The sequence below is a fragment of the Natrinema thermotolerans genome, assembly GCF_031165565.1.
Classification (GTDB): domain Archaea; phylum Halobacteriota; class Halobacteria; order Halobacteriales; family Natrialbaceae; genus Natrinema; species Natrinema thermotolerans.
This window is the reverse complement of the sequence record NZ_CP101873.1, coordinates 2903972-2916287: the sequence shown is the minus strand read 5'-3', so window position 1 is coordinate 2916287 and position 12316 is coordinate 2903972. Positions and strand designations below refer to the sequence as shown.

The window sequence follows — 12316 nt, the reverse complement described above, 5'->3', positions numbered from 1 at the left end:
CTCGTTTTCGCGCCGTTTCTCGACCTGTAGCCACCGTTCGATCGGTTTCGCCGTCCCGCTCATCGCGTCCTCGAGCCGCGTCTCGAGAAACGGTATCACACTGAAAGCGGCAGGGAACCACTGACACCGCGAGATATTTCGGCTCCAGTCGACTACTGGTGGGTATGTCTCGGTATCTAGACGGCGCTCTTTTCGCGTTACTCGCCGTTCTCTGGGGGTTTTCCTTCCCGGCGATCTCGGTCGGCCTCGAGTACCTCCCGCCGCTGCTCTTCGCGGCCGCCCGGTACGACATCGCGGCGGTCCTGTTGCTGACCGCGGCCGTCGTCCGGGTCGAAAAGTGGCGCCCGACCGCGCGGAACGATCTGGCGGCCGTCGCGGGCGGCGGCGTCTTCCTCATCGCCGGCAACGGCCTGCTCTTTCTGGGCCAGCAGACGGTTCCGAGCGGCGTCGCCGCGATTTTGCAGGGGCTGGTGCCGATCATCACCGCGCTGTGGGCGATCCCGCTGCTGGGCGAGCGCCTCTCGCCGCTGGGGGCCGTCGGCGCGGCGATCGGCTTCCTGGGCGTCGGCCTCGTGATCCAGCCCGATCCGGCCAACCTGCTCGCCGGCGATACCGCCTCGAAGTTGCTCATCGTCGGGCAAGTCTGTAGCGTCGCGCTCGGTGGCGTGTTGATCCAGCGGGCCGGCCCGACGCTCGAGCAACTGCCGCTGGTCGGCTGGTCGATGCTCGTCGGCGGCCTCGTCTTGCACGCGGTCAGCCTCGCGGTCGGCGAGTTTCCCAGCACCGATGTGATCGGCCCCGTCTCGATTGGCGCGTTGCTCTATCTCGGGGTCTTCGCGACCGCGATCGCCTTCATGATCTACTTCCGCGTCCTCGCGGAACACGGCGCGTTCGAGGCGGCGCTGATCGGCTATCTGGTCCCGATCGTCGCGACGGTCGCGAGCGTCGTCTTGCTGGGCGAGGAGATCGGCATCCTGACCGTCGCCGGCTTCGGACTGGTCGCGGTCGGCTTCGCCCTGCTCAAGCGGCGCGCGATCGCCGACGCGGTGGGGTTCTCGACGGGCGTCGGAAGCCCCTGATTGGCGAGTGGGTCGGGACAGTCGGCTCGAGCCGCGAGTGGCATGATACCGGTATCGATACCCTCTTTTCGGCCCCGCGACGATGATTGGGCATGACACACGAGATCGCCGTCATCCCGGGCGACGGAATCGGACAGGAAGTAACGCCGGCCGCCGTCGAGGTACTCGAGGCCCTCGAGCCCGACTTCGAGTTCGTCGAGGCCGAGGCCGGCGACGCGGTCAAAGACGAGACCGGTGAGGCGCTGCCACAGGAGACCTACGACCTGGCGGCGGCGGCCGACGCGACGCTGTTCGGTGCGGCCGGCGACACGGCCGCGGACGTCATTCTGCCGCTCCGGGAGGCGGTCGATTCGTTCGTCAACGTCCGCCCGGCGAAGGCGTATCCCGGCATCGACGCCGTCCGCCCCGAGACGGACCTGATCTTCCTCCGGGAGAATACCGAGGGCGTCTACGCGGGCCACGAGGATCGACTGACACAGGACGTCTCGACGCTGACCCGCGTCGTCACGGAATCCGCGTCGGAGCGGCTCGCCGAGTTCGCCTGTGACTACGTCGCCGGCGACGACCACGACGGGTTCTCGATCGTCCACAAGGCAAACGTCATGCGCGAGACGGACGGGCTCTTCCGCGATACGGTCAAAGGCGTCGCCGACGAGAACGGCGTCGAGACCGATCAGGTGCTGATGGACGCCTTCGCAACGCGGGTCTGTCTCGACCCCGAACAGTTCGACGTCGTCGTCTGTCCGAACCTCGCGGGCGACGTCCTCTCCGACCTCGCTGCGGGACTGGTCGGCGGCCTCGGCCTACTGCCCTCGGCCAACATCGGCCCCGACCGCGCCCTCTTCGAGCCGGTCCACGGCACCGCGCCCGACATCGCCGGTGAAGGCGTCGCCAACCCCGCAGCGACGATCATCTCGGCGGCGATGTTGCTCGAGTACCTGGGCTACGACGACGAGAGCGACCGGGTCCACACGGCCGTCGAGGCAACGCTAGAAGACGGCCCGCGAACGCCGGATCTGGGCGGTGACGCCTCCACCGAGGACGTGACCGCGGCGATCATCGATCGCCTGTAACGGGGGTCACTCGCCGTTTTTTAGTAGCACGGGGTCGCCCAACACCGCATGGATCGGAACGATCGGGCCGTGACGGCCTTCGTCATGCTCGGCCACGCCACGTTCCACACCTACGAGCTGGTGATTCCGATCTTCGTCGCCATCTGGCTCGAGACGTTCTCGACGACACCGGCGTTTCTGGGGGCCGTCGTCGGCGCGAGCTACGCCCTCGTGGGAGTCGGCGCACTCCCGAGCGGTCTGCTTGCCGACCGGATCAGTTCCAAGGCGCTCGTCCTAGCTTGCTTGCTCGGCATGGGCGCGGCGTTCGCGGTCGTCGCTGCCGCGCCGACGCTCGCCGTACTGACGGTCGGGCTCCTGTTGTGGGGGCTCGCCGCGAGCCTCTATCACCCGGCCGGACTCGCGCTGCTCAGTCGCGGGGCGAAGGCGCGCGGGACTGCCTTCGCCTATCACGGCGCCGCGGGCAACGTCGGCGTCGCGACCGGGCCGCTGCTCGCGGCGGTGGCGCTCGCGTTCGTCGGCTGGCGGGCCGTCGCCGCCCTGCTGCTCGTTCCCGCCCTCGCCGCAGCGGCCGTCGGCTGGCGACTCGAGTTCGACGAGACCGCCGGGAGCGCGGCCCGCAACGCGGCTGCCCCCGATGGCGACCGCGAGCAGCCGCGCAGTCTGGCGGCGTTCGTCGCCAGTTCGCGGCGGCTGTTTACCGTCGGCTTCGCGCTGGTTTTCGCGACGGGGATCCTCTACGGCGTCTACTACCGCGCGGCGTTTACGTTCCTGCCGGAGGTCCTCGCCGATCTGTCGCTGTTCGACCCGGTGGCGCTTGGCGGCCGCTCGTTCGAACCGAGCCAGTACGTCTACTCCGGGCTCTTGCTCGTGGGCGGCGTCGGTCAGTACGTCGGGGGCAAACTCGTCGACCGCGCGCGACTCGAGACGGTGTTGCTGGGCGGCTACGCGGCCCTCGCCGCCGTCGCGCTCGCGTTCGTCCCGTCGACGAATGCGGGGCTCGCGCCGCTGCTGGTCGTCGGGGGAATCCTCGGCTTTCTCACCTTCATGATCGCCCCGATCAATCAGGAGGCGATCTCGGCGTACACACCGGCCGACGCGCGGGGTCTCTCCTTTGGCTACTCGTACACGGCGATCTTCGGCGTTGGCGCGGTCGGCTCGTCACTGGCCGGGCTCGTCCTGACGCGATCGACGCCGACTGTGCTGTTCGTCGTCGTTGCCGCCTGTGCCGCGGTCGCCGCCCTCATCGGCGGAACGCTCCGCCGTCGCTCCGGCCGACGGTCCCCCGACGGCGTGACGGCGGACGACTGAGACGGATTACTGTCACTGTTTCCCGGTGTACCCGCAGGACGATCGCGGGGACACCGGTACTGACTGACAGGAAACCGTATGAGCCCGCCGCGACGGCGGTGTGAAACCCGTTCCGGCCCGAGAGTTATCACGGGGGCCGTGGTACCGGCGGCCATGTCTCGAGACGACACCCTCGCCGGGGTCGACTCACGGTTCGTCGAAACGGAGCGATTGGGGACCCACTATCTCGAGTCGGGGGAGCCCGACCGGGCCGGGGACGCGGGCGAGGCGGTCGTGTTCCTCCACGGAAACGTGTCGTCCTCCCGTTTCTTCGAGGACGTGATGGCGGCCCTCCCCGGCCGCCACCGGGCGATCGCACCCGACCTCCGGGGGTACGGCGACTCGGAGCCGAAACCGGTCGACGCGACGAACGGGCTCGGCGACTTCGAGCGGGACCTGGACGCCCTGCTCGGCGATCTCGACCTCGCGGAGCCGGTCGTCCTCGTGGGCTGGTCCAACGGCGGCGGGGTCGCGATGCGGTACGCGATCGACCACCCCGAGGCGGTCGCGGCCCTCGTCCTCGTCAACCCGCTGTCGCCGTACGGCTTCGGCGGGACGAAAGACCTCGAGGGAACGCCGTGTTTCGACGACTACGCCGGCTCCGGCGGCGGGATCGGCAACGATGCCTTCGTCGCCGGGCTGGCGGATCGCGACCGTGGCGTCGAGGGCCAGACCTCGCCGCGGAAGGTCCTGCGAACCTACTACGTCGATCCGACCCACGAGTTCGACGCCGAGCGCGAGGAGTCGTATCTGACCGGGATGCTCGATACCGCGACCGGCGATGGGAACTACCCCGGCTCGTCGAACCCCAGCGACAACTGGCCCGGCATCGCCCCCGGCGAAACCGGGGTGAACAACGCCATCTCGCCCAAGTACTGCGACCTCGAGGGAATCACTGAGATCGACGCCGATGCCAAGCCGCCCGTGCTGTGGATCCGCGGCGATTCAGACCAGATCGTCTCGAACGCCTCGCTGTTCGATCTGGGGACGCTCGGCCGAATGGGCGAACTCCCCGACTGGCCCGGCGAGGACGTCTTCCCGCCCCAGCCGATGGTCGACCAGACCCGTGGCGTCTGCGAGCGCTACGCCGGCCGCGGCGGCGAGTTCGAGGAGATCGTCTTCGGCAACACCGGCCACGCGCCTCATCTCGAGGTGCCGGGGGACTTCGGCGATCGGCTCGAGTCGGTGCTTCGGGGCTGAGATCGTGGCTGCGGTGTGACGGGTCAGGACTTCGAGTTCCGCTTCGAAATCGCGTCGGCATCGGCCGCCGCTTCCTCCCGTTCGTCGGTCGCGCCCTCGCTGCGCATCGTCCGCAGCGTCGAGAGGCCGCGCTTGCGGGTGACGCCCTTTGAGATCCTGACGCCGTCGAAGGTCCCCTCCCAGCGGTCGTCGCCCGCGCCGAGGTGGTCCATGTAGTACGCGAACGCCCCGAGCCACAGCAAGACGGCCGTCAGTACGAGGAAGGCAAGCGCCGAGACGAGCGCCGACGGGTCGACGACGCCGACCGGAATCCCGGCGACGGCGTAGACGAACGCGGCGATTACCATGAGGACGGTGATCGTCGCGAACATGTCGTTGACGGCGGTCACCCGGGCGTTGTACTCGATCCACCGACCGTAGCTGCGCAGCAGTCGCACCTCGAACCGGTCGGCGTCGGCAGCCGGATCGGCCCGTGCCGTCGCGAGTGCGGCCTCGACCGCGTCGCCGTCGATCCCGCCCCGGAGGTTCGAGGCGGTGTAGGTCACGCCCGCGAGTCCTGTCGAAATCAACAGCAGGAGTGCACTGGCGATCGTGAAGGCGTTGACGAACGGCGCGATATCGATCGTCGTCTGGACGACGATCGAACCGCCGGTGACGACGAGCCCGACCAACAGGAGGTTCGCCTTGAGGATCTCGATCGCCTTCTCGTCGATCTCCTGGACGCGTGCGACCTGATAGTCGAACGTCGACCGGAGTTCCTCACGGGCCAACTCGAGGGTCTCCCGATCGAGGGCGTCCCGCTCGCCGGCCGCCGACTCCTCGGCGTCGCGCCCGTCGTCCGTGGCCGCCGGACCGCTCATGGGCCATCCTTACCCGCACCGACCGTAAATCCCCCGGCGTCCGTCCCCGGTCGTCGCAGTCAGGCGATATCGAGGGACTCCCTGTCGGCACCGGCCAGTTCCTCGAGCGCGTCTGCCTCGAGCAAGTGACACTCGCCGGGGACGACGAGCAGATGCAGCGGGTCGCCGAACTCACGGTCCGCGAGCTCGGTCATGGTCCCGGCCTCGACGAGCGGGTCGGGGCTACCTGCGCGGGCCACGACGACCCCGACCAGGTCGGGATACGCCGCGGCGAGCAACTCGGCGCCGACGTCGGCGGTCATGTACTCGTCCTCGTCGGTCCGCTCGTGGCCGATCTTGTCGTCAGAACGCGACGCGTTCTGACTGCTGGTTGGACCTCGTCCAACCTTGATATCGAGGTAAACGACCGTATGAAGCCCGGCAGCCCGATTCGCGTCGATCGTTTCGGTCACGCTCGCGGGGAGGCCGTCGGCACCGTGGGCGTAGGGAAACGGCAGCGTCGTCGCCTTCCCGAAGCGATAGTTCTGGAGGCCGGTCAGCGCGCTGGTGGCCGTCTGAGCCGTGACGCCGTGGATCACCCGCGTTTCGATCCCGCGGTCGTGGGCCCGCAGGCGCAGGTCGACGTGGGTCGTCGAGATCATCGTGTCGCCCGCGGTCAGGAAGGCCACGTCCTCGGCCGCCGCTGCCTCGAGCATGTCCTCGGGGTGTTGTTCGACGCCCGCTCGGTCACGGACTTCGATCTCGATGTCGTGGTGGGACTCGAGGTCCTCGATCGTCGTCCCGATCAGTTCGCTGGTGTAGAACTCAGCGTAAACGCGGTCGGCCGCCTGGAGCGCCTCCCGGCCCTCGACGGTGATCGATCGCTCGTCGTAGAGCCCGAGGCCGATGAACGTGAGCATACGAGGCCGTAGTCGTAGCGCGCGGAATACGTTTTCGAGACGACGATTTCCGGTGCGAACCGCTCAGAACCCGATGTGGGAGGTCGACGCCGGGCCGTCGTCCTCGTCTTCGTCTTCGATTTCGCCCTCGTGGGCGAAGCTGAAGTCGTCGTCGGTCAGATAGACGACGCCGTCCCCGACGGTGACGTCGACGGACGGCAGGGTCGTGTCGGCCGCCTCGCCGTTGTCGCAGTAGCCCGAGCAGCTATCGAACATCGAGCCGTGTTTCGGGCAGATGATCTGGCCGTCGCGCATCGCCGCGCCGCGACCCGTGTCGAGCCGCTGTGCCTCGTGCGTACAGCGATTGATCCACGCTTCGACCCCTTCTTCACAGGGGACCAGAATCGCTTCGTCGGGTTCGCCGTACTGATCGCGGATCGTAAACAGCCACGATCGGTTCTCGTGGACCGTCTCCACGGTCGTGAGTCGCGTCCCGTCCATTTCGAGGAACGTTCGTGCGGCGAGCGGAAAACGTTCCCGACGACCACACTGTTCTATATACCCGTAATTGATTTACAGTACCCTCCCGCCGATCGTCGGCGAAAACGTCAGCGTTACGGCGACCGGCCGGCCAGTTCGGGTATGGAAGTCCCGTGCGTTCGCGTCGCCCGCGAGGAGGGGGAAGCGGTGCGGTCGGCGCTGGCCGACGCGGACCTGATCGACGACGACTACGAGATCGCCGTCGAGGACGGTCGCCTCTACATCCCGGTCGCCGATCCCGACGCCGCGGCCGGGGTGCTCGAAGACGGCGAGGTCGTCTCGCGGTCGGTCGCCGAGCGCGACCAGCAGACGACGCCCGCGGACCTGCTCGCGTTCGACCCCACCTACGAACGGCTCGGCAGGGCCGCCCTCATCGACGAGGACGATCCCGAGCGCGCGCGAGCGATCGCCGACGCCGTTCTCGAGTCGGATCTCCCCGTCGAGACGGTGCTGAACAAGGCCTCGAAGGTCAAGGGAGAGACGCGGGTCCGGGACTGGGAACTGCTCGCGGGCGAGAACACCGAGGTCGTCCACCGCGAGTACGGCTGTGAGTTCCTGCTTGATCTCGCCCAAGTCTACTTCTCGCCGCGGCTCGCGACCGAGCGCCACCGCGTGGCAAAACAGGTGAGCAGCGACGAACGAGCCTTCGACATGTTCGCCGGCGTCGGCCCCTTCGTGATCCCGTTTGCCAAACGCGGCGCTACGTGTGTCGGCGTCGATCTCAACCCCGACGCGATCGAGTATCTCCGCGAGAACGCCGCCCGCAACGGCGTCGAAGAGCGGGTGACCGCCATCAACGAGGACGTTCGTGAGGTCGCGACGGAGTACGCGGACTGGGCCGACCGACTCGTGATGAACCTTCCCCACAGCGCCGACGCGTTCCTCGAGGCAGCCGTCACCCTCGCGGGCGACGACTGTACCCTCCACTACTACGACATCCAGCACGAGGACGACCCGTTCGGGCCCGGCGAGCAGGCGATCCGCGCGGCCGCCGAACCCGAGTACAACGTCACCGTCGAGACCCGCCACACCGTCCGCTCGTATGCACCCCACGAGCTGAACGTCTGTCTGGACGTGCGCCTCGAGCGGTGACTCGAGTAACGGGCTCGAGGGCGTAACTCCCTCCCATGACCGGATCGATTCGCAACCCTTATGATCGGTATCGGTCCTATAATCGAGTGCGCGCCGGAGTAGCTCAGACTGGCAGAGCGAATCCTTCGTAAGGATTAGGTCGAGGGTTCAAATCCCTCCTCCGGCTCTTTCTGCGACGGACGTCACGCCCGGAGCGACCCGCTGACCGACGACGCGGCTATCTGTAGGGAGCGGGCGACTCCGCAGCGACCAGGCGCGACTCGAACTCCGCCACTGAACACACCTCGAGGTCTCCCTTGCGTTCTTTCTCGTGAACGTAGTCGACGATCGCCCCGAAGTCGTCGACGTGGTACTCGGCGTCGGCGAGGTCCCCCATCGAGTGAAAGAGCAGCGTGAGGACACCGTCGTGACGGATCGTCAGATCGAGCAGCCGCCTGGCTTCGGCCGGGTCGGGGTCGCCGCGCCGCGGGGCCAGCAGCCGGTTGGGGACCCGGCCGGTCGCCGGCCACCCCGCGGCGAACCCGAGCCGATGGTACTCGTCGACGAGTTCGAGCGTGGTGGCGTCGTAGTCGCTGTACGGATAGGCGAAGTACTCGGCACCACCCTCGAACCCGTGGTCGACGAGCCACTCCTTACCCCTGCGGATACGCGCTTCTTGGATCGCCGGCTCGAGACTCGAAAGTGAGTCGTGGCTATCGGCGTGGCTCCCGACCGTCCACCCGCTGGCTTGTAACTCGGCGAGTTGGTCGAGATCGAGCGCGTCGCGTCCCCCGATGGAATCCGGATTGACGAACGTCGTCGCGGGGTAGCCGTGTGACTCGAGGATCGGTGCCGCTTGGGTGTAGTCGGTGACGCTACCGTCGTCGAACTGGAGGAGGACGACGGGAGTGTCGGGGCGAGGCGTCCGCGCGAGATGGTCACACCAGAGCGACAGCGACTCGCCACCGCCCGTATAGGTGAGGATCCGGAGTTCGCTGACGGCCGAGCGATCGCAGCCCCCGTCGTGATCGATCCCGAAGGGATACGACTGGAACGGCACTCCCGCACGAACCGGTGCGCGGAGGTCGAGCCGGTTGCCGTCGGTATCGAACAGCTGAATCCGAGGGTAGATGGCTGCGGTGGCACGGAGCGCCAGCGAGAGCCCGTCGCCGGTCAGATCGACCGGCTCCGCGAACGACCTGCGGATCGCGCCGCGCCTGTCCCGCGGTCGGACATCGATCCGCGCGGCCTGTGTCCCGCTGTAGTAGGTCGCGTCGTCAGCGGTCAGCGTTCCGCCGTCGCTGGTCCACGGCGACAGGTCCTCGAAGTCCTCGAGCGGGGACGGATCGACGGCGTCGGACGCCGCGTCCTCGGCGGGGTCGTCGTCCGGGTCGACGTCGCTCGGTCCGTTTCCGTCCGGTTCGATTCCCGTCGAGTCGTTGCGCGGGGCACTCGTCGACTCACGCGAGAGACACCCCGCGACGCAACTGCCGAGTCCGGCGATCAGGAGATTACGGCGGCGCATTACCGTCTCAAGCGGGCCGGCGGGTATTCGTTAAGAGCAGTGAATATCATCGTAACGGGATCCTACCGACGGATTACGTGCTGGCTGTGGTCGGTGACCGGGAGGTCAGGTAGCGGCCCGCCGGTGGATCTGCGCCCCACTGCCGACCGCGGATAAACCAATTATAGCGATATCAAATCGATGATGGTGGGACCGAGACGGTCCGAACCCGCCACTGGAGAACGGGGCGGCTCGAGGACGGTGTTTACCGCGACCGACGGCTCGAGTGGGGAAATATCAGTTCTGAGCGGTCGCGAATGCGCGAGGATCAGTAGAACGCGGACAGCGCGAGACAGAGGGCGAACGCGAGGACGGGGTAGTCGAGGCGGGAAAAGGCGAGGGGCGGCAGCGTGGGGTTCCACGCGAAACACCGTGCGCGGAGCGCGAGCGAGAGGCGGTCGGCCCGGTCGAAGGCCCGCGTCAGTCCGAGCATCCCGACCGTGCTGATCCGGTCGATCGTGCCGCGTTCGGTCCCCAGCCGGGCGGCCATCGCTTCGCGGATCGTCCGGAGATCGCCCTGTAGGACGGGGAGGAACCGAAAGACGAGCGCGATCCCGATCCCGAGCAGTTGGCCGGGTTTGCCGGGAATCGTCCGCTGGATCGCCGCCCGGGAGTCCCGGACCGGCGTCGACCGGACGTACGCCGCGCTGACCAGCAAGATGAGGAGGACCCGATAGCTCGCCAGTCCCGACGTGAGGGCGTCCGCGCGGTCGAACCAGGGGGAGCCGATCGTGACGCCAGCCAGCACCGGCGCGATCGCGAGGACCACGAGCGCGTACCGGTAGGCGGCGACGGTCCGGCGGAGCGAGACACGCGCCGCAGCCAGCACGACGACGGTCACCGCCGATAGCACCAGCAACGCTCGAGGCGTCGGATGGGCCAGTGCAGTCGCCGCGAACCCGATCTGGACCGCCAGCTTGCTCCGGGGGTCGAGCCGGTGGGCCAGCGTCTCGTCCGGTTCGTAGGTCAGCATCGGCAGCCCCCGAACGCGCGTGGTGGGAGTAACAGTTCGGTCATCGTGATCACCGGTCTGGAACGCGGACCTCGAGGCCAGCGAGGTCCTCGAGCGCGTCGTCGGGCGAGCCGTCGATGGCCACCTGTCCGTCCCGCATCGCGATCACCCGGTCGGCCAATGTCAGTACGTCCCGCAGGTCGTGGGTCGCGAGCAAGACCCCGGTGCCGTCGGCCGACAGCGCCGCGAGTCGCTCGAGGACCGAGCGGCGCGCGGGTTCGTCGAGGCCGGTGAAGGGTTCGTCGAGGACGAGGTGGGAAGGGTCCATCGCGAGCGCGCCCGCGATGGCGACCCGGGACTGCTCGCCACCCGAGAGGGCGTCGATCCGGTCGTCTTCCCGGCCGGCCATGTTGACCGCCTCGAGGGCGGCGTCGACGCGGCGATCGATCTCGGCTCGCTCGAGGCCGAGGTTTTCGGGGCCGAAAGCGACGTCCGCACCGACGGTCGCCGAGACGAACTGGTCGCGGGGGTGTTGGAAGACCATCCCGACGCTCGAGCGGGCGGCGATCAGGTCGTCGGAAACGGGCGTGCCGTCGACCAGTACCTCGCCGCTGTCGGGCGTCAAGAGGCCGTTGCAGTGACGCAACAGGGTCGTCTTCCCGCTGCCGTTTGCTCCCGCCAGCAGGCCGAACTCGCCGTCCTCGATCGTCAGCGAGACGTCCTCGAGGACCGAAACGTCCTCGAACGCGTACGAGACAGACCGAAACTCGATCATCGGCTCGCCCTCCGGACGGTCACGTCGGATCGATGCGACCGGCCTTGACGATCGCGATCGCGGCGACGATCTTCAGCAGGTCGCCCGGGACGAACGGGACGACCGCGAGCTGGAGCGCTTCGATCGCACCCAGTTCCAGCACGTACCCGAGCCACGCGGTCCCGAGGCCGTAGATGACGATCAGCGCCGCGAGCAACACCGCGGCGATGACCGGCGTCGAGGTGTCGGCGGGGTCCGCGAGGTCGTCGGTGCCGTGAACCGCGAGCCCGATCAGTATCACGGCGAGGGGGTAGGCCCAGAGATAGCCACCGGTCTCACCGATCAGGACGCCGATCCCGGCGGTCCCGTTCGCGAACACCGGGATCCCGATCGCGCCGGCGGTCAGGTAGAGCCCGATCGAGACCGTCCCCCAGTACGGGCCGAGATACAGCCCCATCAGGTAGACCACGAGGACCCCCAGCGATATCGGGACCGGCGACAACGGGATCGGGATCGATCCCACCACGGCCGCGGCCCCCATCAGTGCCGCGAGGACGGCCGCCCGTGCGAACGAGCGGACGGCGTCGTCGTCGACTAACTCGACCGAATTCCGTTCCGTTGCCATACCCCCGCTCTCTCGTAAACCCGGATCAATACTTCGGTTTCCGAAACCTCCAGTAAGGCCGGTGACAGAACGGCTCGAGCGGCGGTTCGAACCGGGACGGCCCGGCCGAAACAGGGCGCTTCGTTCCAGTTCGCGTGACGGTCCCGGACACCGCTCAAGGTGGGAGAAAGCGGTGAGAGAGGCTACCTACGGTGGGTTCTCGCGGACCGGAAAGCGGTAATCCCTAATTGTGCCGCCGTGCTAACCGAAACGACCGGCCGTGCTTATGGCTCGCTTCGACCCCGTGATGTGGGATGGGAGTCCGTACTGCGAGCGCCGAGCGGGGCCGTAACGGGTGGTGGGCAACCGAACGCATCGCTGACGGGACGGCGGC

The 12316-nt window shown here is 68.0% G+C and carries 12 protein-coding genes and 1 tRNA gene; 6 read left to right on the top strand and 7 right to left on the bottom strand.

Features of this window, described 5'->3' with window-relative positions:
- The first annotated feature begins 164 nt into the window (after positions 1-164).
- The 4 genes from NP511_RS15050 (at position 165) to NP511_RS15035 (ending at position 4699) form a co-directional block, all read left to right on the top strand.
- Entirely contained in the window at positions 165-1079 is a 915-nt protein-coding gene (locus NP511_RS15050) for a DMT family transporter (RefSeq protein WP_049966136.1), read from the top strand.
- 92 nt (positions 1080-1171) lie between these two features.
- On the top strand, positions 1172-2152 hold the full coding sequence (leuB, locus tag NP511_RS15045; RefSeq protein WP_049966135.1) for a 3-isopropylmalate dehydrogenase: 981 nt from the start codon (positions 1172-1174) through the stop codon (positions 2150-2152).
- 48 nt (positions 2153-2200) lie between these two features.
- Positions 2201-3460: an MFS transporter gene (locus tag NP511_RS15040; protein WP_049966134.1), complete on the top strand. Its 1260-nt coding sequence runs from the start codon at positions 2201-2203 to the stop codon at positions 3458-3460.
- A gap of 153 nt (positions 3461-3613) precedes the next feature.
- Positions 3614-4699 (top strand): alpha/beta hydrolase, encoded by a 1086-nt coding sequence (locus NP511_RS15035; RefSeq protein WP_049966133.1) that lies wholly within the window; start codon positions 3614-3616, stop codon positions 4697-4699.
- Between the two features lie 23 nt (positions 4700-4722).
- Here the strand turns inward: NP511_RS15035 and NP511_RS15030 are convergent, their stop codons facing one another.
- From NP511_RS15030 to NP511_RS15020, 3 genes are all read right to left on the bottom strand, one after another.
- Complete coding sequence (locus tag NP511_RS15030) at positions 4723-5559, bottom strand: hypothetical protein (RefSeq protein WP_049966132.1); 837 nt, start codon at positions 5557-5559, stop codon at positions 4723-4725.
- A gap of 59 nt (positions 5560-5618) precedes the next feature.
- Positions 5619-6458: a diphthine synthase gene (gene dph5 / locus NP511_RS15025; RefSeq protein ID WP_049966131.1), complete on the bottom strand. Its 840-nt coding sequence runs from the start codon at positions 6456-6458 to the stop codon at positions 5619-5621.
- Between the two features lie 63 nt (positions 6459-6521).
- Complete coding sequence (locus NP511_RS15020; RefSeq protein ID WP_049966130.1) at positions 6522-6938, bottom strand: Rieske (2Fe-2S) protein; 417 nt, start codon at positions 6936-6938, stop codon at positions 6522-6524.
- A 141-nt stretch (positions 6939-7079) separates the two neighbouring features.
- On the opposite strand from NP511_RS15020, the gene NP511_RS15015 reads away from it, so the two are divergent.
- Positions 7080-8069, top strand: a complete 990-nt coding sequence (locus NP511_RS15015; protein WP_049966129.1) for a class I SAM-dependent methyltransferase — start codon at positions 7080-7082, stop codon at positions 8067-8069.
- Positions 8070-8161: 92 nt separating this feature from the next.
- Positions 8162-8235, top strand: a tRNA-Thr gene (locus tag NP511_RS15010).
- Between the two features lie 51 nt (positions 8236-8286).
- Here the strand turns inward: NP511_RS15010 and NP511_RS15005 are convergent.
- The 4 genes from NP511_RS15005 to NP511_RS14990 form a co-directional block, all read right to left on the bottom strand.
- Positions 8287-9573 (bottom strand): polysaccharide deacetylase family protein, encoded by a 1287-nt coding sequence (locus NP511_RS15005; RefSeq protein ID WP_049966128.1) that lies wholly within the window; start codon positions 9571-9573, stop codon positions 8287-8289.
- A 307-nt stretch (positions 9574-9880) separates the two neighbouring features.
- The gene (locus NP511_RS15000; RefSeq protein WP_049966127.1) at positions 9881-10585 is read right to left on the bottom strand and encodes an energy-coupling factor transporter transmembrane component T family protein; all 705 of its coding nucleotides are present in this window, start codon (positions 10583-10585) and stop codon (positions 9881-9883) included.
- Positions 10586-10634: 49 nt separating this feature from the next.
- On the bottom strand, positions 10635-11339 hold the full coding sequence (locus NP511_RS14995; protein ID WP_049966126.1) for an energy-coupling factor ABC transporter ATP-binding protein: 705 nt from the start codon (positions 11337-11339) through the stop codon (positions 10635-10637).
- Between the two features lie 19 nt (positions 11340-11358).
- Positions 11359-11943, bottom strand: a complete 585-nt coding sequence (locus NP511_RS14990; RefSeq protein ID WP_006649682.1) for a biotin transporter BioY — start codon at positions 11941-11943, stop codon at positions 11359-11361.
- Positions 11944-12316 lie beyond the last annotated feature (373 nt).

Bases quoted from the DNA above. Each gene is read 5' to 3' on its own strand.
- NP511_RS15050 (WP_049966136.1), top strand. From the start codon at position 165: ATGTCTCGGTATCTAGACGGCGCTCTTTTCGCGTTACTCGCCGTTCTC.
- NP511_RS15040 (WP_049966134.1), top strand. From the start codon at position 2,201: ATGGATCGGAACGATCGGGCCGTGACGGCCTTCGTCATGCTCGGCCAC.
- dph5 (WP_049966131.1), bottom strand. From the start codon at position 6,458: ATGCTCACGTTCATCGGCCTCGGGCTCTACGACGAGCGATCGATCACC.
- NP511_RS14990 (WP_006649682.1), bottom strand. From the start codon at position 11,943: ATGGCAACGGAACGGAATTCGGTCGAGTTAGTCGACGACGACGCCGTC.
- NP511_RS15005 (WP_049966128.1), bottom strand. From the start codon at position 9,573: ATGCGCCGCCGTAATCTCCTGATCGCCGGACTCGGCAGTTGCGTCGCG.
- NP511_RS15015 (WP_049966129.1), top strand. From the start codon at position 7,080: ATGGAAGTCCCGTGCGTTCGCGTCGCCCGCGAGGAGGGGGAAGCGGTG.
- leuB (WP_049966135.1), top strand. From the start codon at position 1,172: ATGACACACGAGATCGCCGTCATCCCGGGCGACGGAATCGGACAGGAA.
- NP511_RS15030 (WP_049966132.1), bottom strand. From the start codon at position 5,559: ATGAGCGGTCCGGCGGCCACGGACGACGGGCGCGACGCCGAGGAGTCG.
- NP511_RS15020 (WP_049966130.1), bottom strand. From the start codon at position 6,938: ATGGACGGGACGCGACTCACGACCGTGGAGACGGTCCACGAGAACCGA.
- NP511_RS15000 (WP_049966127.1), bottom strand. From the start codon at position 10,585: ATGCTGACCTACGAACCGGACGAGACGCTGGCCCACCGGCTCGACCCC.
- NP511_RS15035 (WP_049966133.1), top strand. From the start codon at position 3,614: ATGTCTCGAGACGACACCCTCGCCGGGGTCGACTCACGGTTCGTCGAA.
- NP511_RS14995 (WP_049966126.1), bottom strand. From the start codon at position 11,339: ATGATCGAGTTTCGGTCTGTCTCGTACGCGTTCGAGGACGTTTCGGTC.